The 19,613-nt window shown below is 67.8% G+C and carries 22 protein-coding genes; 11 read left to right on the top strand and 11 right to left on the bottom strand.

Features of this window, described 5'->3' with window-relative positions; all coding sequences use genetic code 11:
• The first annotated feature begins 1 nt into the window (after window position 1).
• Window positions 2-709, top strand: coding sequence for a TetR/AcrR family transcriptional regulator (locus OHA10_RS08260; RefSeq protein ID WP_371405576.1), 708 nt, complete (start codon window positions 2-4; stop codon window positions 707-709).
• On the opposite strand, the gene OHA10_RS08265 is transcribed toward OHA10_RS08260, so the two are convergent.
• From OHA10_RS08265 to OHA10_RS08275, 3 genes are read right to left on the bottom strand one after another with little or no spacing between them, the layout of a single operon-like run.
• The gene (locus OHA10_RS08265) at window positions 706-2,067 is read right to left on the bottom strand and encodes a dihydrolipoamide acetyltransferase family protein (RefSeq protein ID WP_371405577.1); all 1,362 of its coding nucleotides are present in this window, start codon (window positions 2,065-2,067) and stop codon (window positions 706-708) included. The two genes, OHA10_RS08260 and OHA10_RS08265, sit on opposite strands and share 4 nt — an antisense overlap.
• Window positions 2,064-3,050 (bottom strand): alpha-ketoacid dehydrogenase subunit beta, encoded by a 987-nt coding sequence (locus OHA10_RS08270; protein WP_137256375.1) that lies wholly within the window; start codon window positions 3,048-3,050, stop codon window positions 2,064-2,066. The genes OHA10_RS08265 and OHA10_RS08270 overlap by 4 nt, the downstream gene beginning before the upstream one ends.
• Window positions 3,051-3,054: 4 nt before the next feature.
• Window positions 3,055-4,143: a thiamine pyrophosphate-dependent dehydrogenase E1 component subunit alpha gene (locus OHA10_RS08275; protein ID WP_371405578.1), complete on the bottom strand. Its 1,089-nt coding sequence runs from the start codon at window positions 4,141-4,143 to the stop codon at window positions 3,055-3,057.
• Between the two features lie 118 nt (window positions 4,144-4,261).
• On the opposite strand from OHA10_RS08275, the gene OHA10_RS08280 reads away from it, so the two are divergent.
• Complete coding sequence (locus OHA10_RS08280) at window positions 4,262-4,750, top strand: Lrp/AsnC family transcriptional regulator (RefSeq protein ID WP_371405579.1); 489 nt, start codon at window positions 4,262-4,264, stop codon at window positions 4,748-4,750.
• 8 nt (window positions 4,751-4,758) lie between these two features.
• Here the strand turns inward: OHA10_RS08280 and OHA10_RS08285 are convergent, their stop codons facing one another.
• Complete coding sequence (locus OHA10_RS08285) at window positions 4,759-5,724, bottom strand: LacI family DNA-binding transcriptional regulator (RefSeq protein ID WP_371405580.1); 966 nt, start codon at window positions 5,722-5,724, stop codon at window positions 4,759-4,761.
• Window positions 5,725-5,802: 78 nt separating this feature from the next.
• On the opposite strand from OHA10_RS08285, the gene OHA10_RS08290 reads away from it, so the two are divergent.
• Window positions 5,803-7,119 (top strand): Gfo/Idh/MocA family protein, encoded by a 1,317-nt coding sequence (locus OHA10_RS08290; RefSeq protein WP_371405581.1) that lies wholly within the window; start codon window positions 5,803-5,805, stop codon window positions 7,117-7,119.
• 36 nt (window positions 7,120-7,155) lie between these two features.
• On the opposite strand, the gene OHA10_RS08295 is transcribed toward OHA10_RS08290, so the two are convergent.
• The 3 genes from OHA10_RS08295 to OHA10_RS08305 all read right to left on the bottom strand — a co-directional run bounded on the left by OHA10_RS08295 (window position 7,156) and on the right by OHA10_RS08305 (window position 9,658).
• Window positions 7,156-7,572: a VOC family protein gene (locus tag OHA10_RS08295; RefSeq protein WP_371405582.1), complete on the bottom strand. Its 417-nt coding sequence runs from the start codon at window positions 7,570-7,572 to the stop codon at window positions 7,156-7,158.
• 52 nt (window positions 7,573-7,624) lie between these two features.
• On the bottom strand, window positions 7,625-8,578 hold the full coding sequence (locus tag OHA10_RS08300) for a hypothetical protein (protein WP_371405583.1): 954 nt from the start codon (window positions 8,576-8,578) through the stop codon (window positions 7,625-7,627).
• Window positions 8,579-8,653: 75 nt separating this feature from the next.
• Entirely contained in the window at window positions 8,654-9,658 is a 1,005-nt protein-coding gene (locus OHA10_RS08305) for a magnesium and cobalt transport protein CorA (RefSeq protein WP_371405584.1), read from the bottom strand.
• 90 nt (window positions 9,659-9,748) lie between these two features.
• Here OHA10_RS08305 and OHA10_RS08310 point away from each other — a divergent pair, with 90 nt between their 5' ends.
• The 3 genes from OHA10_RS08310 (at window position 9,749) to OHA10_RS08320 (ending at window position 11,790) form a co-directional block, all read left to right on the top strand.
• On the top strand, window positions 9,749-10,711 hold the full coding sequence (locus OHA10_RS08310; RefSeq protein WP_371405585.1) for a 2-hydroxyacid dehydrogenase: 963 nt from the start codon (window positions 9,749-9,751) through the stop codon (window positions 10,709-10,711).
• 107 nt (window positions 10,712-10,818) lie between these two features.
• Window positions 10,819-11,340, top strand: coding sequence for a DUF4265 domain-containing protein (locus OHA10_RS08315; protein ID WP_371405586.1), 522 nt, complete (start codon window positions 10,819-10,821; stop codon window positions 11,338-11,340).
• 270 nt (window positions 11,341-11,610) lie between these two features.
• Window positions 11,611-11,790, top strand: a complete 180-nt coding sequence (locus OHA10_RS08320; RefSeq protein WP_371405587.1) for a hypothetical protein — start codon at window positions 11,611-11,613, stop codon at window positions 11,788-11,790.
• Here the strand turns inward: OHA10_RS08320 and OHA10_RS08325 are convergent.
• Entirely contained in the window at window positions 11,780-12,664 is an 885-nt protein-coding gene (locus OHA10_RS08325) for an RNA polymerase sigma-70 factor (RefSeq protein WP_371405588.1), read from the bottom strand. The two genes, OHA10_RS08320 and OHA10_RS08325, sit on opposite strands and share 11 nt — an antisense overlap.
• A 160-nt stretch (window positions 12,665-12,824) precedes the next feature.
• On the opposite strand from OHA10_RS08325, the gene OHA10_RS08330 reads away from it, so the two are divergent.
• Window positions 12,825-13,319, top strand: coding sequence for a carboxymuconolactone decarboxylase family protein (locus OHA10_RS08330; RefSeq protein WP_371405589.1), 495 nt, complete (start codon window positions 12,825-12,827; stop codon window positions 13,317-13,319).
• Here the strand turns inward: OHA10_RS08330 and OHA10_RS08335 are convergent.
• On the bottom strand, window positions 13,299-13,814 hold the full coding sequence (locus tag OHA10_RS08335; protein ID WP_371405590.1) for a DinB family protein: 516 nt from the start codon (window positions 13,812-13,814) through the stop codon (window positions 13,299-13,301). The two genes, OHA10_RS08330 and OHA10_RS08335, sit on opposite strands and share 21 nt — an antisense overlap.
• Window positions 13,815-13,889: 75 nt before the next feature.
• Entirely contained in the window at window positions 13,890-14,300 is a 411-nt protein-coding gene (locus OHA10_RS08340) for a VOC family protein (RefSeq protein WP_371405591.1), read from the bottom strand.
• A 119-nt stretch (window positions 14,301-14,419) separates the two neighbouring features.
• Here OHA10_RS08340 and OHA10_RS08345 point away from each other — a divergent pair, with 119 nt between their 5' ends.
• The 4 genes from OHA10_RS08345 to OHA10_RS08360 all read left to right on the top strand — a co-directional run bounded on the left by OHA10_RS08345 (window position 14,420) and on the right by OHA10_RS08360 (window position 18,975).
• Window positions 14,420-14,794 (top strand): VOC family protein, encoded by a 375-nt coding sequence (locus OHA10_RS08345; protein ID WP_371405592.1) that lies wholly within the window; start codon window positions 14,420-14,422, stop codon window positions 14,792-14,794.
• Window positions 14,795-15,173: 379 nt separating this feature from the next.
• On the top strand, window positions 15,174-15,971 hold the full coding sequence (locus tag OHA10_RS08350; protein WP_371405593.1) for a hypothetical protein: 798 nt from the start codon (window positions 15,174-15,176) through the stop codon (window positions 15,969-15,971).
• A 49-nt stretch (window positions 15,972-16,020) separates the two neighbouring features.
• Window positions 16,021-16,785, top strand: coding sequence for a hypothetical protein (locus OHA10_RS08355; RefSeq protein WP_371405594.1), 765 nt, complete (start codon window positions 16,021-16,023; stop codon window positions 16,783-16,785).
• Window positions 16,786-17,082: 297 nt separating this feature from the next.
• Complete coding sequence (locus OHA10_RS08360; RefSeq protein ID WP_371405595.1) at window positions 17,083-18,975, top strand: heparinase II/III family protein; 1,893 nt, start codon at window positions 17,083-17,085, stop codon at window positions 18,973-18,975.
• Here the strand turns inward: OHA10_RS08360 and OHA10_RS08365 are convergent.
• Window positions 18,968-19,546 (bottom strand): DUF664 domain-containing protein, encoded by a 579-nt coding sequence (locus OHA10_RS08365; RefSeq protein WP_371405596.1) that lies wholly within the window; start codon window positions 19,544-19,546, stop codon window positions 18,968-18,970. The genes OHA10_RS08360 and OHA10_RS08365 overlap by 8 nt on opposite strands.
• Window positions 19,547-19,613 lie beyond the last annotated feature (67 nt).

Consider the following 19,613-nt stretch of genomic DNA (forward strand, 5'->3'; position numbering starts at 1 on the left):
AGTGCGAGAAGCAGATCGACGATCGGTGCTGGGATCGGTGTGGTTGCGCGACGAGCCGGAGCCGACGCGGGCGCGGCTGAGCCGGGACGACATCGTCAAGACCGCGATCCGCGTGCTGGACCGCGAGGGCCTCGACAAGTTCTCGATGCGCAGGATGGCGGCGGAGCTGGATGCGGCCGCGACGTCGGCGTTGTACTGGCGGATCGCCACGAAGGACGACCTGCTCGAGCTCGTGGTCGACGAGATCTTCGCGGACGCGCTCGTGCCGTCGCCCGAGCGCGGTGACTGGCGCGACCACGTCACGGTCGTCGTCCAGGCGGCGTACGACGCGCTGTGGGAGCACCCGTGGGCAGCACGGCTGCTCGCATCCCACGGCGGACTCGGGCCGAACTACAACGCGCTCATCGACCGGGTCGAGTCCGTCCTGGACGCGGCCGGCTTCAAGGGCACGCACCTGGACTCGGCAGTGTCCGCGATCTTCCACTACCTGGTCGGTTCCGCGGTCACCGACTCGGCGTGGCTCTCCGTCGTACGCCGCAGCGGCATGAACGACTCGCACTGGGCCACCGCGTCGGCCGGCCGCATGGGCGTCGACGCCACCCACCTCGCCGCGTACCTCAACCGCAAGAGCCGCTCCGGCCCCGAAGCCCGCTTCGCCTCCGGACTCCGAGTCATCCTGGTCGGCCTGCGACCGCGTCAGTTGTCCTAGAGGTCCGCGAAGGCCGAGGCCGGGTTTTCGAAGGCGTCGGCGACGAAGCGGAGGAAGGCGGCTGCGGTGCCGCCGTCGCAGACGCGATGGTCGAAGACGAGGGAGAGTTGGGTGAGCTTGCGGATGGCGAGTTCGCCGTCGACCACCCACGGGCGGTCGATGATCCGGCCGACGCCGAGGATCGCGACCTGTGGATGGTTGATGATCGCCGCGCTGCCGTCGACGCCGAAGCTGCCGTAGTTGTTCAGCGTGAACGTCCCGGAGGTCAGCTCCTGCTGGGTCAGCTTCCCTTCGCGTGCAGACTCGGTCAGGCGGCGGATCTCGGCGTCGAGTCCTCTGGTGGTCATGGAGTGGGCGTTTGCGACGGCCGGTACGACGAGACCGCGGTCCGTTTGAGCGGCCAGGCCGAGGTTCACGCCGTCGTACTGGACGAGTTCTTCGCGCTCGGTGTCGACGTAGCCGTTGAGCTCCGGGTATTTGAGCAGGCCGGCGACGGTAAAGCGGGCCATCAGAGCGAGCAGGCCGGGGCCGGGGTCTGTTGCTGTGCGCAACGATGCACGGAGGTCCAGGAGTGCGGTCGCGTCGACGTCGACCCAGGTGGTGGCTTCGGGGATGTCGGCGCGGCTGCGGGTCAGCGTCGCGACGACGGCCTTGCGGAAGCCGCTCATCGGCGTACGCCGCAGCTCGGGGAGACCCGTCCGCGGGGCGGCGGCCGGTGGGGTCTGCTGTGCGCCCTGCTGCGCTTGCGTTGCGGTCAGCTCGGTCTGTCGTGCGGCCTGGACCGGCTCGAGTTGGGTGCGGCGGGCGATCGCCAACTCGACGTCCCGGCGGACGATCAGACCGTCCGGGCCGGATCCGTCCAGCGTGCGCAGGTCCACCTCGGCATCGCGCGCCAACCGGCGAACCAGCGGCGAGACCACCAACGGCACCCGCCTCTCGCTCGCGGCCGGCACCCGCCCCTCCTCCGCGGCCGGCACCCCGACCCCTTTCGCGGCCGGCGGCAGGCCTCGGCCGGCGGAGCGTGGCTTGCGGCGGCGGCCGGTGCCGGAGAGCTCGGTCGTGCCATAGCCGACGAGGACGTTCCCGGACCCGGCGCGTTCTTCCTCGCGGTATGCCTCGCCCGCGGGATCGCCGACCGTGATGAGCGGCTTGCCGACCGGGATCGTCGTACCGGGCTCGCCGTGAAGCTCCTCGATGACACCGGCGTAGGGCGACGGCAGCTCGACGATCGACTTCGCCGTCTCGACCTCCGCGACCGGCGTGTCGACGACGACCACGTCACCGACCTTCACCAGCCAGCGGACGATCTCCGCCTCGGTCAGCCCTTCACCGAGGTCGGGGAGCATGAACGTGTTCACGAGTCCTCCCACTGCAGGTCGTCCACCGCGTCCAGGATCCGGTCGACGCTCGGCAGCTGGTACTTCTCCAGCTTCGGTGGCGGGAACGGGATGTCGAACGCGGTCACGCGCCGCACCGGCGCCGCCAGCGAGTGGAAGCACTTCTCGGTGACCCGGGCAACGATCTCCGACGACACACTCGCGAACCCGCTGGCCTCTGCGACCACGACCGCCCGGCCGGTACGCCGTACCGCCGCGCACACGGTCTCGTCGTCGAACGGCACCACCGAACGCAGGTCCACCACGGTCAGCTGCCGCCCCTCAGCCGCGGCGACCTCGGCCGCTTCGAGTGCGACCGGCAAGGCGGGACCGTAGGCAATCAACGTCGCGTCGGCGCCTTCACGCCGTACGACTGCCGTGCCGATACCGGGCTGATCCTCGGTGAGGTCGACCTCTTCCTTCGCCCAGTAGAGCTTCTTCGGCTCCATGAACACGACGGGGTCGGGGAACTCGATTGCCTTGCGCAACAACCCGTACGCGTCGGCGACCGTTGCCGGTGTCACCACGGTCAGACCGGGCGTGTGCGCGAAGTAGCTCTCGGACGAGTCGCTGTGGTGCTCGACGCCGCCGATGCCGCCGCCGTACGGAATCCGGATGACCATCGGGAGCTGGACGCGCCCGCGGGTCCGGTTGCGCATCTTGGCGACGTGCGAGACGACCTGCTCGAACGCCGGGTACCCGAACGCGTCGAACTGCATCTCGACGACCGGGCGCATCCCGTTCATCGCCATGCCGACCGCCATACCGACGATGCCGGCCTCGGCCAATGGGGTGTCGAAGCAACGATTCTCGCCGAACTCCGCGGTCAGCCCGTCGGTGATCCGGAACACGCCGCCGAGCGCGCCGACATCCTCGCCGAACATGACCACGCTGTCGTCCGCGTGCATCGCGTCCCGCAATGCCTGGTTGAGTGCCTGGGCCATCGAGATCTTCGTGTGCGTCATGGCGTCAGGCCTCCTCTCGCGCGAGCTCGTCCCGCAGGAACGCGGCCTGCTCGCGGAGCTGCTGGGTCTCCTCGGCGTACAGGTGCTTGAACAGATCCGCCGGATCCACCTCGGGCTCCGGCATCAGACCGTCGCGCAACTGCTGCGCCACCTGCGCGGCTCGACCCTCCGCCTGCTGCCGTACGTCGTCGTCCAGCCAGCCCTGCTGCTCGAGGTACGTCGTCAGTCGCTGGATCGGGTCGCGGTCCAGCCACGGGGCGACCTCGTCGTCGTGGCGGTAGCGGGTCGCGTCGTCGGCGTTCGTGTGCGCCTGCACGCGGTACGTGTGCGCCTCGACCAGCTGCGGTCCTTCGCCCGCGCGGGCCTTGTCGACAGCCTCTCCCAGTACGGCGAGGAGGCCGGCGAGATCGTTGCCGTCGGCACGCTCACCAGGTACGCCGTACCCGATGCCCTTGTGGGCAAGGGATGGCGCGGCGCTCTGCTTGGCCAGCGGGACCGAGATCGCGTACTCGTTGTTCTGGACGAAGAACACGACCGGCGCGTGGAACACCGCCGCGAAGTTCAGCGCCTCGTGGAAGTCGCCCTCGCTCGTCCCACCGTCGCCGACGAGCGCCATCACCACCGTGTCCGCGCCCTTGAGCCGGGCCGCGTGCGCGACGCCGACCGCGTGCGGCAGTTGGGTCGCGAGCGGGGTCGACTGCGGGGCGACCTTGTGCTCGTACGGGTCGTAGCCCGAGTGCCAGTCGCCGCGGAGGAGCGTCAGCGTCTCGATCGGGTCGACGCCGCGACTCACGATCGAGACCGAGTCGCGGTACGTCGGGAACAGCCAGTCGCCCTCCTTGAGGACCATCGTCGCTGCGACCTGACAGGCCTCCTGTCCGTGCGAGGACGGGTAGACCGCGAGCCGGCCCTGGCGGACGAGCGCGCTGGCCTGGTCGTTGAAGCGGCGGCCCCGGATCAACTCTGTGTAGCCGTCGAGCAGGGCTTCCTTCGTGGGGAGGTCATACGACGGATGTTCGTGCGGCACGCCGTGCTGATCGATCAGACAGACGGGTTCCGCGGAGGGGAGCAATCGCTCCGTGACGGTGGTCATTGACCCTCCAGCGCAGGAGACGGACGGTAGCCACATCGTCGTCCCTCCTGGCCAAGTGGATCTATAGCTGGAAGAATTGAGAGACGATTGGCGCTCGTTGTCGCTTGGGGGTCACACAATGTCCGACGAGGTGATGGTCCACCGGGCCGGTCCTGGACAGATTGTCGTCGCTCCCGCGCTCGACGAGATCGATCGGCAGATCATCGAGGCTCTCGGGCGGGACGGACGGCTGTCCATCCGCGCTCTCGCGGACGAGGTGCACATCTCCCGGGCGAACGCTTATGCGCGGGTCGAGCGGCTGACGAACACCGGGGTGATCACCGGTTTCACGGTGACTGTGGACCCGCTACGGCTGGGGCTGGCGACGTCGGCGTACGTCACCCTCAGTCTCCGGCAAAGCTCGTGGCGGACCCTCCGGAAACAACTCCAGGAGATCCCGGAGATCAAACACATGGCTCTGGTCGGCGGCGACTTCGACGCCATCCTCTTGGTCCGGGCCGCCGACAACGAAGGCCTACGCCGCCTGGTCCTGGAAAAACTCCAAGCCATCCCCGAGGTCCTCGCCACCCGCACAGCCCTGATCTTCGAAGACGTCGGCACGCTGTAGCGGCACGCTCAGCAACCGCAGGACCGTCGCAGGATCAGCTCTGTCGGGAGCGCCACGGCCTCGACCGCTTCCTCGCCTTCGATCAAGCGACGGACGGCCTCTTGGGCGACGAGTTCGAGGGGCTGGCGGACGACGGTGAGTGGGGGCCAGGTGTATTCGGTTTCAGGGGTGCCGTCGAAGGCAACGACGGCCATGTCTTCGGGGACGCGGAGGCCTGACTCGTGGAGCGCTCGGAGGATGCCGATGGCTTGTAGGTCTGAGCTGGCGAAGATGGCTGTGGGACGCGGGACGGCCTGCAGGAGATCTTTGGCCGCGGTGTAGCCGCCTTCTCGGGAGAACGTTGCGCGGGCGATCGGGCCGTGGGGAAGGCCGGCTGACTCGAGCGCGTCTTGCCAGCCGAGTTCGCGTTCTGGGTGGCCGATGCCGCCTATGACAAGGCCGACTACTTGGTGACCGTGGCCGACCAAGTGCTCGACGCCTTGGCGGGCGCCCTCGCGGTAGGTGGGCCGGACCGAGCTGACCGCCGGCAGCACGCGGTTGATGGCGATCGCGGGGACCTCGGCGTCGGTGAGATCCGGGTCCTCGTGGGGTGCGACCAGCAACAGCCCGCTGACCTGGCGCACCAACAGCTCCGCGATCTTGGCGCGTTCGGTCGCCGGATCGCCGTCGGCGCTGGTCTGCAGTACGACGTACCCGCGTGACGCCGCCTCCCGATCGATCGCCTTCGCCAACTCCGCGAACAGCGGATTCCCACCGTCCGGCGTGATCAGCCCGAAGGTCCGCGTCGTACCCATCCGCAACGCCCGCGCCGTCGCGTTCGGCCGATAGCCAAGCACGCGGATCGCCTCCAGCACCCGCTCACGCGTCTCGGGCGCGACCTTGCGCGGGCCCTCGTTCACCACGTAGCTGACGACGGCCGAGCTGACCCCGGCGTACTCCGCCACGTCGTTGCGCGTGACCGGTTCCTTCCGCATGCAGTGATGGTACGACGGTTGACCGCTCCGGAAAGCGATTGCTAGCGTGAGGATCTACACGAGTAGGAGGAGATCGTCGTGGCCAGACGCTATGCCGTCGCCGGGACCGGATCGCGGGCGCAGTCGTACATCCGCGCGATGTTCCAGGCACATCCCGAGGAAGCCCAACTCGTCGCGCTGCTCGACCCGAACCCGGGCCGGCTCGCGTTCCACCAGCGGCTCGTCACAGAGCTCGGCGGCCCGGAGCTCCCGCAGTACGGCGCCGACGACCTGGAGCGGATGGTCAAGGAGCAGTCCGTGGACCGGGTCGTGGTGACCAGCCCGGACTACACGCACGCGTCGGTCGTGTCGCGGCTGCTGCGCGCCGGCGCGGACGTGATCGTCGAGAAGCCGCTGACGATCAACGCGGACGGGACCCGGCAGATCGTCGACGCGATGAACGAGTCGGGCAAGTCCGTCGTCGTCACCTTCAACTACCGCTACTCGCCGCGGAACAGCGCGCTCCGCCAGGTGATCGCGGACGGCGAGATCGGGAAGGTGACCAGCGTCGAGTTCCAGTGGGTGCTCGACACGCGGCACGGCGCGGACTACTTCCGCCGCTGGCACCGCGAGAAGCTGAACTCCGGTGGTCTGCTGGTCCACAAGGCGTCGCATCATTTCGACCTGGTCAACTGGTGGATCGCCTCCTCGCCGACGCGAGTCTTCGCCTCCGGTGGACTGTTCTTCTACGGCGACGAGAACGCGGCAGCTCGGGGCCTCGGGCAACGACCGGCACGTGGCACGATCGATGGGTCGGCCAATGATCCGTGGTTGCTCGACCTGCGCAACGACGACACGAACCGGCAGTTGTACTACGAGAGCGAGAAGTACGACGGGTACCTGCGGGACCAGGACGTGTTCGGCCCGGGGATCACGATCGAGGACAACATGTCCGTGATCGCGGAGTACGCGAACGGCGCGCGACTGAGCTACTCGCTGAACGCGCACTCGCCGTGGGAGGGGTACCGCGTCTCGGTCAACGGTACCGAGGGGCGCGCCGAGCTCGAGGTGGTCGAGCGGGCCGCGGTCGTCGACGACCAGATCGACCCGAGCTACCCGTCCGACCGTGTGATCGCCGGCGAAGTTCGGACGAACGGCGAGCGGCTGGTGCTGCAGAAGCACTGGGCGACCGCGGTCGAGGTGGAGATCCCGCGCGGCGAGGGCGGTCATGGTGGCGGCGATCGCCTCCTGTACACCGACCTCTTCGTAGGCCCGACCAACGACCCGCTGGCCCGCGCCGCCGACGTCAACGACGGCGTACGAGCCGTTGCCGTCGGCATCGCCGCCAACCAGTCCCTCGCAACCGGCCAACCGGTCACCGTCGCCGACCTGGGCCTGGGCGGCTGGACGTCCTAGTCCCGTAATCTACTGGGCCGTCGGCACCCCCGCTGGCTACCAGGTGGCAGGCTGACCTGGGCGGTGGGTGCCGAAGGTCCATTCGTAGCCTTCGGGGTCGGCGACGCGGCAGCGGTAGTTGCCCCACTCCGACAGCTCGGGGGTCCAGACGGACTCGGCGCCGGCGGCGGTCGCAGTCGCATACACCGCGTCGACCTCGTCCTGCGTGTCGAACGCGACGTACATCCCGTGGCCGACCGTGTCGCCCTTGCGGGTCGGCCGGTCGTACTGCACCTCGTCGGTGAAGAGCGTGAATGCGACCCCGCCGTACCTCATCTCGGCGTGCATGATGCCGCCCTTGTCGTCCGGGACCTCCATGGTGGTTTCGAACCCGAAAGCCTTCTCCAGCCAGCGCAGTGCGCTGGGAGCATCGCGGTAGCCGAAGTACGCATGGAATGTCGCTGTGTTGGTCATGTCTCCAGCATCGGCGGGGTAGCGGACGGAGGCCGTCCGCTACCCCGCTCGACTATTTCCGGAACTGGCCCGGGCCGAGGACGGACCAACCCTTTGCGGTTGGGGTCTTGATCGAGGTGACGGGCATCGAGAACGTGTGCACCAGCCGGTCCGGCCGGCTGATCGCCCAGAAGGTCGGGTGGCGCGGGTCCGAGCGGTCCCACGCGATGCCCTGGCCCTGGACGTCGGGCAGGTTGACGGTCGCGATCCAGCGCAGCTCCGAGCCGGCCGTCGGCAGCTCCATCACGTACGCCTCGCCGAGGTCGTGACCGGTCAGCCAGAGCCGGCCGTCCGGGCCCCACGAGCCGCCCGAGTTCGACATCGGCTTGAAGCGGTCCAGGATCTGCTTCGGGATCGTGTACGACGCGAGCGGCTCGAACTTGTCGTTGAGCTTCACGATCTGGGTGTTGTACGTCTGACCGTACGGCTCGCCGGTCTCGTCCGAGACATCGTCGTAGTTCGCGAACCCGGCCCACCACGCGCCGTCGTGCCGGTCCAGCCAGGTGAGCGAGCCGCGGTAGATGCCGAACGAGTACGAGTCGATGTGCCGCATCGTCTTGGTGTCGAACACCTCGATCGAGCTCTCCATCGGCCAGTCGGAGTAGTTCGAGTGGACGGCGTACAGCTTGTTGCCGAGGACCATGCCGCTGTCCATGTGGATGAACGGGCCGTCCTCGTCACCGGCGAACTGCAGCAGCGGCTCGCCGGTGCGGCGGTCGTGCTTGGTGATCGTGGTGTTGTTGACCGCATAGAAGTACTTCGCGTCGACCGCGATCGCCTGGTTCGCGTCGAAGGCGGGGTACGACTTCAGCGGGGTCGCGTCGTACGTCGGCGGCTCGGCAGCGGCGGCCGCCATACCAAACTGTTTGGTATGGACCTGGGCGACGGGAAGCGCGGCCGAGGCGGGCGGGAGCGCGACGGCGGCCAGCACGGTCGACGCCGCGATGAGGGCGGGGAGCTTTCGCATCACAACCTCCGAGGGGATGGATCCTGCTCCCCCGACCCTCGTTTCACCGTTGGAACGGCGCGTGAATCTGATGCGTCAGGCAGCTTGCCGTCGGGCTGTTCGTTGGCGGCGGAACCAGAGCGCGAGGGCGATACACGGCACCACGAGCCCGCCGATGCCCAGCACGAGGAAGTCCCACTCGGCGTCGATGTGGTCGACCAGCCAGCCGAAGTTCTGCCCGAAGAACCCGGTCAGGAAGGTCAACGGCAGGAACACCGTGGCCAGCTTGGTCAGCTGTTCCATGGATGCGTTCTGCCGGACGCTGATCTTGGTCTGCTCGACGCCGATCACCGCCATGTTCGCCTCCAGGACGGTCGCGAGCAGATCGCGCTGGGCGGCGACCTCCTCGTTCACCAGCACCAGGTGATCGTGTACGTCGCGGAAGTAGGGCAGCAGGGCGGTGTCGCGGGCGCCGCGCTCGATCGTCGCGAGTACGGCGAGGAGCGGGTGAACAGCCCGGTAGAAGTCGGTGACCTCGCGTCGGAGGGAGTAGATCTGCTCGGTCGGAGCGACCGAACCGGCGAAGACGGTCTGCTCGACGCGCTCGATGTCGCGTTCGAGCTCCGCGACGACGGGACCGTAGCTGTCCACGACCTGGTCGAGGATCGCCCAGAGGACCGAGCTCGTGCCGCACTCGAGCAGTTCGGGACGTTGCTCGAGCCGGATCCGGGCGCCGTGCAGGTCGCTGGCGACACCTTGACGGACAGTGATCACGAACGACGGTCCGACGAAGACGCTCACCTCGCCGAAGTCGACTTCCTCGCGCTCGTCGTCGTACCGGGCGGTTCTCAGGATGACGAGCTCGACCTCACCGGCGTACGGCTCGACCTTGGGCCGGAGATGGAAGGTCTGCGCGTCCTCGACGGCCAGCTCGTGCAGGCCGAAACTCTGTCTCGTCTGGGCGAGTTCCTCGACGGTGGGCTCGTACATGCCCAGCCAGACGAACCCACCCTGCTGGCAGTGGGCAGCAGCATCCTCGACCGACATCGCCTCGACGTGCTGGCGGCGTCCGTCCCGGTAGTAAGCGCAGTCGACGATCATGGTGGCCTCCTCCCCCGATCGTCGTACTCGATGCCGATAGGAAATAGGGTTGGCCGGGAAAGCGGTGGTGAACATCCGTGAGGAGAAACCGTGGGACAACCGGTCGTACTGATGCCAGGCCCGATGCACCCCGCTGTCGCCGAGGGCCTCACTGACCACTGCGAGCTGATCCGGCTGTGGGAGGAGAGCGACCCGGACGCCGTACTCGCGGCCCGCCGGGACGAGATCGTTGCCGTCGCCGCCGGTGGTACGACGATCGACGGGGCGTTCCTCGACAAACTGCCGGCCGTGCGGCTGGTTGCCAGCTTCGGAGTCGGGTACGACCGGATCGACGCGGCCGCTGCCGCCGCGCGTGGTGTTGTGGTCACGAACACGCCTGGTGTGCTGGACGACGAGGTTGCCGACACGGCGATGGGTCTGCTGCTCATGACGGTGCGTGAGCTGGGGCGGGCCGAGCAGTACCTGCGCGACGGGAAGTGGGCAGGCGGTCGCCCGTACCCGTTGACCCGCGCAACGTTGCACGGCCGCCGGATGGGCATCCTCGGCCTCGGCCGCATCGGCCAAGCCATTGCCGACCGCGTCCAGCCCTTCGGCGTCTCCGTTGCCTACCACAACCGCAACCCGAAGGACGTCGACTATCCGTACTACGCGTCGCTGGCCGAAATGGCCGCCGACGTAGACATCCTGATGATCGTGATCCCCGGTGGCGACAGCACCCGCCATCTGGTCGACGCCTCCGTCCTCGAGGCGCTGGGCCCCGACGGCATCGTGATCAACGTGGCCCGCGGCACGGTCATCGACGAACAGGCTCTGGTCGACGCGCTCCGCACCAACACGATCCTGTCCGCCGGCCTCGACGTCTTCGAACACGAGCCCAAGGTCCACCCCGACCTCCTGACCCTCCCCAACGCCGTCCTCCTCCCCCACGTAGGCTCCGCCACCATCCCCACCCGCACCGCCATGGCCAACCTCGTAGTCGACAACATCCGCCACTGGCTGTCGGACGGCACTCCCCTAACCCCCGTCCCCGAATCCACCAACCTGATCAACTGAGCTGGGCCAGCCCCGCGAGCGTGCGCGCTCATCGCGCGAGCGACTGCCATGCCGCCCACAGCGGCACGATCGGTCCGGCACCGGGCTATCTGTCCTAGGCTCGCTCCGTGGATCACCAGTACAAAGAGCACCCTGCGCCGACCGGCCGGCTTGTGGACGGGCAGCTCGTACCGGTTCCCGAATCTGTGTCGGCGGGCGCGACGGTCTGGTTGGCGTTGCCGACAGAATCTGGTGAGGTGCAGCTCTGGGAGGGTCTGGCTGCGCACCGGCTGACGAGTGGTGACACGGTCGAGGTTCGTGCTGTCCCGTTGTTCGCTTATGACGTCAACTACGGCGACGAGCTGTCGGTCGTCGTCTCCGCGGATGGAACGCTCGTAGGCACAGGCATCGTCAAAGACGCCGGGAACCACACCTTTCGCCTGTGGTTTCCTTCGAGCGCGGACGGCGACGGCATCCGATCGGTCGTCGAGGAGTTCGGCCCGCTCGGCTGTCTGATCGAGTCGTACAGCACCAGGCTCATCGGCCTCTCGGCCGGCCCAAGTGAGGCTCAGGTGGTGGCAGACGCGTTGCAGGCGGGACAGACGAACGGCCGCTTCATCTACGAAACCGGGCGCCAACACACGCGCTGACACGCAAGCTGTCCGTCATGCGGGCAGCGTACTGGTTCGACCAGGCTGTTTCGATGGGGGGAAAGTTGAGTTGTTGGCGTCGGATGCTCGTGGGTGGAGTTCTTGCCGGGGACTGCCCGTTGGTGGCGAGGGCGGGTCGTGATCGAGCATCGGGTGAGTTCGGCGGACCTTGTTGCGACAGTCGCGGCTCTGGCTCCGCGGGTCGGGGGAATGACGGCGGCCGGCCGGGGTTGACGCTGTATCGGTTCAACGAGCCGGCGACGCCGAGCGATGACGGGCGCCGCGAAGGCGGAGTACGACGAGATCGCCGCGTTCTGCGAGGACTTCACCGAGGACCTGAAGAAGATCAGCGTGCCGGTGCTGGTGACCCACCACGCAGGCGGACGTCGTCAACGCCGACCTGCTGGCCTTCATCCGGTCCTGACATCAGGAACCTGGGCTAGCGGGTGAGGGGGACCTCCTTGGTCAGATGGGAGAGCTTCGAGGGATTGCGGACCGAGTAGAGGCCGGTGATCTGTCCGTGGTCGATTCGCAGGGCGGTGACGGTGTCGATCTCGCCGTTGAAGCGGAGGATCAGGGCCGGTTGGCCGTTGATCTGGGTGAGGTCGAGGGTGGCGTCGGTCAGGCGGTCGACGGCGACGGCGAGGAGGCGGGCTACCTTGTCGGCGCCGACGACCGGGCGCTGAACGGCCTGGACCACGCCGCCGCCGTCGCCGAGGAACACGACATCGGGGGCGAGGATGTCGACCAGGCCCTGGAGGTCGCCGGTTTCGATGGCTCGTTGGAAGGCGGCCAGGGCCTTGCGAGTCTCGGTGGGGCTGACGTGGCCGGCGGGACGTCGGGCGGCTACGTGTGAGCGCGCTCGGTGGGCGATCTGGCGGACGGCGTCCGGCTTCTTGTCGACGGCCTCGGCGATCTCGTCGTACTCGAGGCCGAAGACCTCGCGGAGGACGAAGACGGCACGTTCGGTGGGTTTGAGGGTCTCGAGGACCAGGAGCATCGCCATCGAGACGCTGTCGGCGAGTTCGACGTCGTCGGCTACGTCGGGGGCGGTGAGGAGCGGCTCGGGGAGCCACGGGCCGACGTACGACTCCTTGCGGCGGCCCAGGGTGCGGAGGCGCTGCAGGGCCTGACGGCTCGCGATGCGGACGAGGTACGCGCGGTGGTCCAGGACCGTGTCCAGGTCGACCCCGACCCAACGGAGCCACGTCTCCTGGAGGACGTCCTCGGCGTCCGCGGCCGAGCCGAGGAGTTCGTAGGCGACCGTGAACAGGAGGTTGCGATGGGCAACGAAAGCCTCGGTGGCCTTGTCGGTACCGGTCATTGCTGAACTCCTTGTCCGCGCGGGTGTCAGCCATCAGATGCCGCCCGCCGGACTTCTGTGACACCCGGTCCGGTATGGCGCTCGTCACGTCCGGCGAGCGTCACGGCGAACGGGCCGGCGGCATCTCGTGGTCATCCAGTAGATCTCATGAATGAGGACGATGATGACCGAACCCCGTATCGACGTGATGCAGAACGAGCTCGGCGCGAAGCTGGCCAAGCGGCTGTTCGCGGTCCACAACCTGCTGCAGCAGACCGGCCTGCCGCACGCGACGCAGAACCTGGTGATGCTGCGCGCCAGCCAGATCAACGGCTGCGGGCACTGCATCGACATCCACTCCAAGGAGGCCGCGGCGGAGGGCGAGACCACGACCCGCCTGAACCTGGTCGCCGCCTGGAGGCACTCGACGGTCTTCACCGAGGAGGAGCAGGCCGCGCTCGCGCTCACCGAGGAGGCGACCCGGCTGGCGGACACCTCCGAGGGTGTCTCCGACGAGACGTGGGCCCGCGCCGCGAAGTACTACGACGAGGATCAGCTGATCGCGCTGGTGACGCTGATCGCGATGATCAACGCCACCAACCGGATGGCCGTGACGCTCAACCAGCTCGGCGGTTCCTACGAGCCCGGCCTGATGTCAGCGACCATCAACAGCTAGATCCCAGATCCGCTCGGTCTCCCAGGCGTACTCCCAGGCCTGGATGTCGGGCGGCTCGATGCCGAGGCCGGTGAGGATGGCGCAGACCTGCTCGCGGTGGTGGTTGGCGTGGTTGATCGCCTGGGCGATGAAGATGCCGACCCGGGTACCGCGGGTGTTGTTGTCGACGATGATCACGCGTTCGACGTCGATCGGCTGGGTCAGGAACACCTCCCACAGCGCGCCGGCCTCGGCGTTCCAGCCCTCGAGGGTCTCGAGATCGGTCGCAGTGTCGCGGTCGACGTAGTCGAGCGGGCGGTCCACGATCCGGCGCAGGTAGCCGCCGTCGCACCGGACGATGTGGTCGAGGGTCGCGAGAATGCCGCCGTACGTGCCGACGCCGGTGATCTCCAGCTGGTCGGCCGTGAGTTTCTGGTCCTGGCAGAACCGGATCAGACTCCCGGTCGCCCAGTTGTTGTGCCGGATGGGGTCGTACAGGAGGTCGTTGAGTCCCATGCAGGTCAAGCTAGCCGTGCCCGCCCGGCCCGGGGTACTGGATTTCGCCCCGGGCGAGGCGCGGGCGCAGCGGAATCAGCTCGCGGCGATGTTGACCATCCAGTTGATGCCGAACTTGTCGGTCACCATGCCGAACTCGTCACCCCACATCTGCTTCTCCAGCGGGACCGTCACCTTGCCGCCGTCGGCGGACAGCTTCTCGTAGTACCCGCGCAGCTCGTCGCCGTCGCCGCTGAGGCTGATCGAGATGTTGTCGCCCGGGTTGTACGGCATGCCCTGCGGGGTGTCGGCCGCCATCAGCGTGAACCCGCTCGGGGTCTCGAGCTGGGCGTGCATGAGCAGGTCGTCGTCCTCCGGGCCGTGGCCCGCACCGAACTCCTTGAAGGTGTTCTTGGCCACCTCACCGCCGAAGACCCCCTGGTAGAACTCCATCGCCGGACGCGCTTCGCTCTTGAACTGGATGTACGGATTGAGCCGGGATGCCATCGAATCGTTCCTTCCCCCAACGGCCGGACCCTCTGGTACGGCGCTCATGCCCGCACAGTAAACCCGGCCGCCGACAGTCCGCGACCCTTCGAACCCGGCCGTCCGGTTAAGGTCTCGGCATGATCCTGCGACACATCACCATCGATGCCGGGAACCCCTACGAGCTCGCTCAGTTCTGGAGTACCGTCACCGGCTGGCCGGTCGCCGACGGGGACGAGCCGGGTGACGACGAGGTGCTGCTGGTGGCGCCGGCGCCGGTGCCCGCGTTGCTGTTCATCGCAGTACCGGAGGGCAAATCGGTGAAGAACCGGGTGCACCTCGACTGGGGACCGACCGAGCGCACCCGCAACGAGGAGGTCGAGCGGATCCTCTCCCTCGGCGGCACGATCCACGAGGACCACCGGCTCCCCGACGGCCGCGGCTGGGTCACCATGAAGGATCCCGAAGGCAACGAGTTCTGCGTCGAGCGCAGCGAGGCGGAACGCGCCGGCTGAACCACGGCCCGGACCCGGGCCGCCAACCGGTCTAGCCGGAAACCTATGCCTGGGTCCGGTCTTCGGGGATGCTTGTGGGGTGAAGTGGTGGTGGCGGAGGAAGAAGAAGGCTGCTGAGGACGGGGAACCTCGGCGGCGGGGGACGCGACGGGACGAGGTCAAGGACCTGCGGGCCCGCCTGACGGGTGAGGGGTACACGCTGAAACACTGACCGTTCGATGCAACCAATCGGGCGGTCTGGAGCGTTTAGTAGTGGGGGGCCGGGGGGATGCACCAGATTCGGGGCGCACCGCGTCATGTCGCTGTGCGGAGACGACGACTCAAGCTGGGGGGTGGCAGCACGCTGAAACAGGCCCACATCCACCCGCACCACGAGCGTGTGTCGCTTCTCCGGGCGTTCCTGGGGTCCGTCGCCTCGATCTTCGTCACCTTGGTGGTACTGGCGCTCCTCGCCGGTGCGATGGTCTTGCTCGAGCCCCGGACCATCGACGCCGACACCACGGCCGACGGCACCGGTTCGTACAGCGTGCCGACCAAAGGCCCCGGCCTTTACGGCTCGGGCACTCTCGGCCCGTGGCAGGACCTGATCCGGCGGATCTCCCCGGAGTACCAGATCCGCGACACACTCACGTTCGACGGCATCTTCCTGTTCGGCGACAGCATCGCCGTACAGGACAGCGCGGCCCTCGAACGCCGGCTCGCAGACAGCACCGGCGACTCGATCGCGTTCCACGACTGGTCCGGCCAGCCGACGTCGGCAGCGGTCGATGCACTCGAAGAGTGGTCGCGCAACTACGGTCTGCCCCGGCGGATCGTGATGGCAGTCGGTACGAACGACATCTTCGACCCGCCCGCGTTCGCCGCCCAGGTGGAGCGCGCGATGAAGCTCGCCGGGCCGGATCGGACGGTGTACTGGGTGAACGTGTACGTCAGCCGCACCAAGCAGCCGCCCGCCGTACGGGACGCGGACCTCGCGAACAGCGCCTGGGTCAACCAGGAGCTCAACGAGGCGGCGCTCAACCACCCGAACCTGCGGATCATCGACTGGTCCTCGTTCCTGACCTCTCGGTCGAGCGGCCCCACGCCGTACCTGCGCGACGGTGTGCACACCAGCGAGCCGCTCGGCGGCAGCGCGCGCAACGAGCTGATCGCCGAGGCGATCAAGAACGGTCCGTAGGACAACCTCCAGGCCCGCCTCCGCGTCCGCAGTACGGGAGGGCCGAGCCATGTCACGCACAATCATCCGAGGTTGGTCGACCTCAGCCGCCATCATCGTGGTCCTGACCGCCTTCCTCCTCGCGCTCCTGCACTTCGACGCCCCGGCCGCGCACGCGAAGACGAGCACCTCCGCCGTCAGTACAGGAAGCTACGGATCGGGCACGCTCGGTTCCTGGCAGGGGAACAACCGGGTCGTCTCCAGCGGCGCCCACGTCCGCCACGTCGTCTCGACGAACGGCGTGGTGCTGTTCGGCGACAGCATCGCCGTACAGGACGGCGGAGCACTGGGCCGGCTCCTCGGACAACAGCTGGGTACGACGTTCGCGGAGTACAGCTGGTCCGGCCAGCCGACCTCGGCCGCTGTCGACGCGATGGCCTCGTGGGCGCACGCGTACGGTCTGCCGAAGCGGATCGTGATGGCGGTCGGGTCGAACGACATCTTCGATCCGCCCGCGTTCGCCGCGCAGGTCGAGCGCGCGCTCCGGATCGCCGGCCCGGGGCGGACCGTGTACTGGGTGAACGTGCAGGTCTCCCGCACCGACGAACCGCCCTCCGTTCAGGTCGCCGATCAACGCAACAGCGAATGGATCGATCTCCAACTGGAGCAGGCGCTCTCACAACACCCGAACCTGCGGATCGTGGGGTGGGCCGAGTTCCTCGCGGCCCGTCCCGACCGGATCCACACGGACCTGCGCGACGGCCGGCACACCACCGTGCCCGCCGGGCAGAACGCCCGGAATGCCCTGATTCTGCAGGCCATCCGGCGCGGCTGACACTGCCCTTCCGGGCAACGGCGAACCGGAGTCGCCGATCCGACGCAACTTTTTACCCCCCTCAAAACATCTATACAGCAGAGGATCCGATCCGAACCTCGGGGGGAACCGATGGCGACGTACCTGACCGGAGCGTGACCGGCAGCACAATCGATGCCGCGCGCAACCTTTGACGGTCCACCGAACGTTTCCTGAGCACCACCACACACATCCTGACCATTTTTCCCGGGGAGCGCCCTACCCGAATTCAGGTCTAGGCCAGAAGAGGCATGCGCGAGCATGTGGGGAGGACCAACGATGCCCGCGAGACATCTGCGCACGACCAGAACGACGCTCCGGCTGATGATTCCGTTGCTCGTCAGCGCCGCCGTTCTGGCCGCCGTACTGGTGATCCCGTGGGGCGGCTCCGAGCCGGAGGCAGCCCCGGACCCGACCGTGAGTCACACCGCCGAACCGCCGACGGCACCGCCGACCCCGGTGAAGCAGAACACCTACACGTGCCCGGCGTACAGCGGGATCGACCACACCAACCCGGTCGCGAACCTGTACCAGGACAAGTTCACCTGGGGTACGACGCCGCCGACGAAGGTCGGCGACGGCAAGGGGAACATCAACTGGCGGATGAACCCGGACAAGAACCCGAGCTGGTACATGTGGCTGCACTCGCTTCGTTGGCTGGGGCAAGGAATCGAGGCCGGCGCCCGCGGCGACAAGCGGGCGCTGCAGCGGGTCAGCAACATCGCGCGCGACTGGGTCAACGACAACCCGTACTCGTGGAAGTCCGACGTCGGCGCGTACGAGTCGACCATGCACCGCACCAACGTGCTGATCTGCCTGCGGCAGGCGGTCCTGTCCGGGTTGCACGTGGTCAAGCTTCCGCTGACGTACACCTGGCTGGACGACGCGCTCATGGAGCACGCGTGGTTCCTGCAGAAGAACTACAGCGGCGACTGGAACCACGGCACCGACGAGAGCCTGGCGCTGTTCGGCATCGGGTGCACGCTGCAGCGCAACGACCTGAAGAAGCTCGCGTCCGACCGGCTGACGAGTGCGATCAAGACCTCCATCGACACACAGGGGTCGACGAACGAGCAGTCGACGGCGTACGCGCAGTTCAACTACGCGCTCTGGGGACGGGCGATCGACGTACTGCGCAAGTGCGGGGTCGATCCCGGTACGACGATCATCGCGCGGCGCCGGGAACTGGCGAAATGGCTCGCGCTCGCGACCAACTCGCTCGGGAACCTGCCGCAGCTGGGTGACTCCGAGGTGGTGCGGACGACGCCGGTTCCCGGGACGGTTCTTGAGTACGCCGGCACGCTCGGGCAGCACGGGATCCGGCCGACGCAGCGGATCGGGATCTTCGACGCGGGGTACATCTTCGGGCGGACCGGGTGGGGCGAGAAGCGGCCGTTCACGCAGGAGTCGACGTACAGCATCCGGTTCGGGCCGTCGCAGAAGCTGCACGGGCACAACGACCACACCTCGGTCACGTACACCTCGCGCGGGCGGGACATCCTGATCGACGGCGGGCATGCCGGCTACAAGATCGACGACTGGCGGTTCTGGGCGAAGAGCCAGTTCGCGCACAACGAGCTGACGGTGAAGTCGGCGACCGGGCACCCCGAGACTCGTCTCACGCGGTCGTCGATCGGCGCGACCTCGGAGTTCTACGAGTTGCAGGACTCGCCGGGGGCCGGGATCGATCGGACGCGCGACGTACTCGTGCTGAAGGATCCCGATCTGATGGTGGTGCTGGATCGCGGAACGTCTTCCTCGGATGAGGATTACTCTACGCTCTGGCACCTGCCGTCGGATCAGAAGGTGGTTGTCAGTGGCAACGACCGGGCCGTGGCGGCCAAGCCGGGCGATCGGGTGAAGACGACGCTGCTGCAGATCCCCTTCCGGCAGCAGGCGACGCCGATCGAGGTTGTCTCCGGTTCGCAGGATCCGATCCAGGGATGGCACTACTCGACGATCGACAAGCGGGCGGCGGCGCCGGTGGTGAAGTTCAACCGCTCCGGGCACGAGGCGAGCATCCTGTCCGTGATCGCACCGAGCCGCGCCAACGCGGTCGTCAGCTACACGACGTCGCAGCAAGGGTCCCGGATGCTCGTCAATCTGAAAGTGGATGGAGTGACCACGGTGATTGCCGTGTCCGCAGACGGGACCCTGCAGCGGATCAAGTGATGCTCTTCGGCTTCCAGTCGCTGGGCGGGTCCTCGCCGACCCGCCCGTCGACGGCCTCGCGGATGAGGTCGGCGTGGCCGGTGTGGCGTCCGTACTCCTCGATCAGGTCGCAGACCAGGCGGCGCAGGCTGGCGTGCTGCCCGTCCGGCCAGGTGATGTCGGCCGGCTGGTCGAGCCCGCCGTCCGCGATGGCCGCGGCCAACGTCTTGCGGGAACGCTCGACCGCGCCGTCCCACAGGGCGTAGAGCTCCTCCGGGGTGTTGTCGACCGCAGAGTCGAACTCCCAGTCGTTGTCATCCCGCCAGCCGTTCTCCAGCCACGGCCCGTCCATCGGCAGCCCGCGGAACTTCACCTTGAACATGTAGTCCTCGTTCGCCGCCAGGTGCTTCAGCAACCCGCCGAGCGTGATCGACGAGACCCCGATCCGGGTGTTGAGCCCGTCGGCGTCCAACTCGTCCACCTTGTACCGGAACGTCGTACGCAACCGATCCAGCGCCCCGACCAGATGCTCGACATCGCTCCCCGCAATCGGAGGCTCCCACCACGGCGAAACCCACTCATCCTCAGCCATGCCAGCACCGTAAACCCCATTCCGGACACTCCCCTTCCGGAACCTTACAGCTGGCTAGGGTTCGGCG

The sequence above is a fragment of the Kribbella sp. NBC_00662 genome, assembly GCF_041430295.1.
Taxonomy (GTDB): Bacteria; Actinomycetota; Actinomycetes; order Propionibacteriales; family Kribbellaceae; genus Kribbella.

Bases quoted from the DNA above. Each gene is read 5' to 3' on its own strand.
- OHA10_RS08345 (WP_371405592.1), top strand. From the start codon at position 14,420: ATGATCCTGCGACACATCACCATCGATGCCGGGAACCCCTACGAGCTC.
- OHA10_RS08365 (WP_371405596.1), bottom strand. From the start codon at position 19,546: ATGGCTGAGGATGAGTGGGTTTCGCCGTGGTGGGAGCCTCCGATTGCG.
- OHA10_RS08340 (WP_371405591.1), bottom strand. From the start codon at position 14,300: ATGGCATCCCGGCTCAATCCGTACATCCAGTTCAAGAGCGAAGCGCGT.
- OHA10_RS08305 (WP_371405584.1), bottom strand. From the start codon at position 9,658: ATGATCGTCGACTGCGCTTACTACCGGGACGGACGCCGCCAGCACGTC.
- OHA10_RS08330 (WP_371405589.1), top strand. From the start codon at position 12,825: ATGATGACCGAACCCCGTATCGACGTGATGCAGAACGAGCTCGGCGCG.
- OHA10_RS08325 (WP_371405588.1), bottom strand. From the start codon at position 12,664: ATGACCGGTACCGACAAGGCCACCGAGGCTTTCGTTGCCCATCGCAAC.
- OHA10_RS08320 (WP_371405587.1), top strand. From the start codon at position 11,611: ATGACGGGCGCCGCGAAGGCGGAGTACGACGAGATCGCCGCGTTCTGC.
- OHA10_RS08300 (WP_371405583.1), bottom strand. From the start codon at position 8,578: ATGCGAAAGCTCCCCGCCCTCATCGCGGCGTCGACCGTGCTGGCCGCC.
- OHA10_RS08295 (WP_371405582.1), bottom strand. From the start codon at position 7,572: ATGACCAACACAGCGACATTCCATGCGTACTTCGGCTACCGCGATGCT.
- OHA10_RS08355 (WP_371405594.1), top strand. From the start codon at position 16,021: ATGTCACGCACAATCATCCGAGGTTGGTCGACCTCAGCCGCCATCATC.
- OHA10_RS08275 (WP_371405578.1), bottom strand. From the start codon at position 4,143: ATGACCACCGTCACGGAGCGATTGCTCCCCTCCGCGGAACCCGTCTGT.
- OHA10_RS08335 (WP_371405590.1), bottom strand. From the start codon at position 13,814: ATGGGACTCAACGACCTCCTGTACGACCCCATCCGGCACAACAACTGG.
- OHA10_RS08270 (WP_137256375.1), bottom strand. From the start codon at position 3,050: ATGACGCACACGAAGATCTCGATGGCCCAGGCACTCAACCAGGCATTG.
- OHA10_RS08280 (WP_371405579.1), top strand. From the start codon at position 4,262: ATGTCCGACGAGGTGATGGTCCACCGGGCCGGTCCTGGACAGATTGTC.
- OHA10_RS08360 (WP_371405595.1), top strand. From the start codon at position 17,083: ATGCCCGCGAGACATCTGCGCACGACCAGAACGACGCTCCGGCTGATG.
- OHA10_RS08285 (WP_371405580.1), bottom strand. From the start codon at position 5,724: ATGCGGAAGGAACCGGTCACGCGCAACGACGTGGCGGAGTACGCCGGG.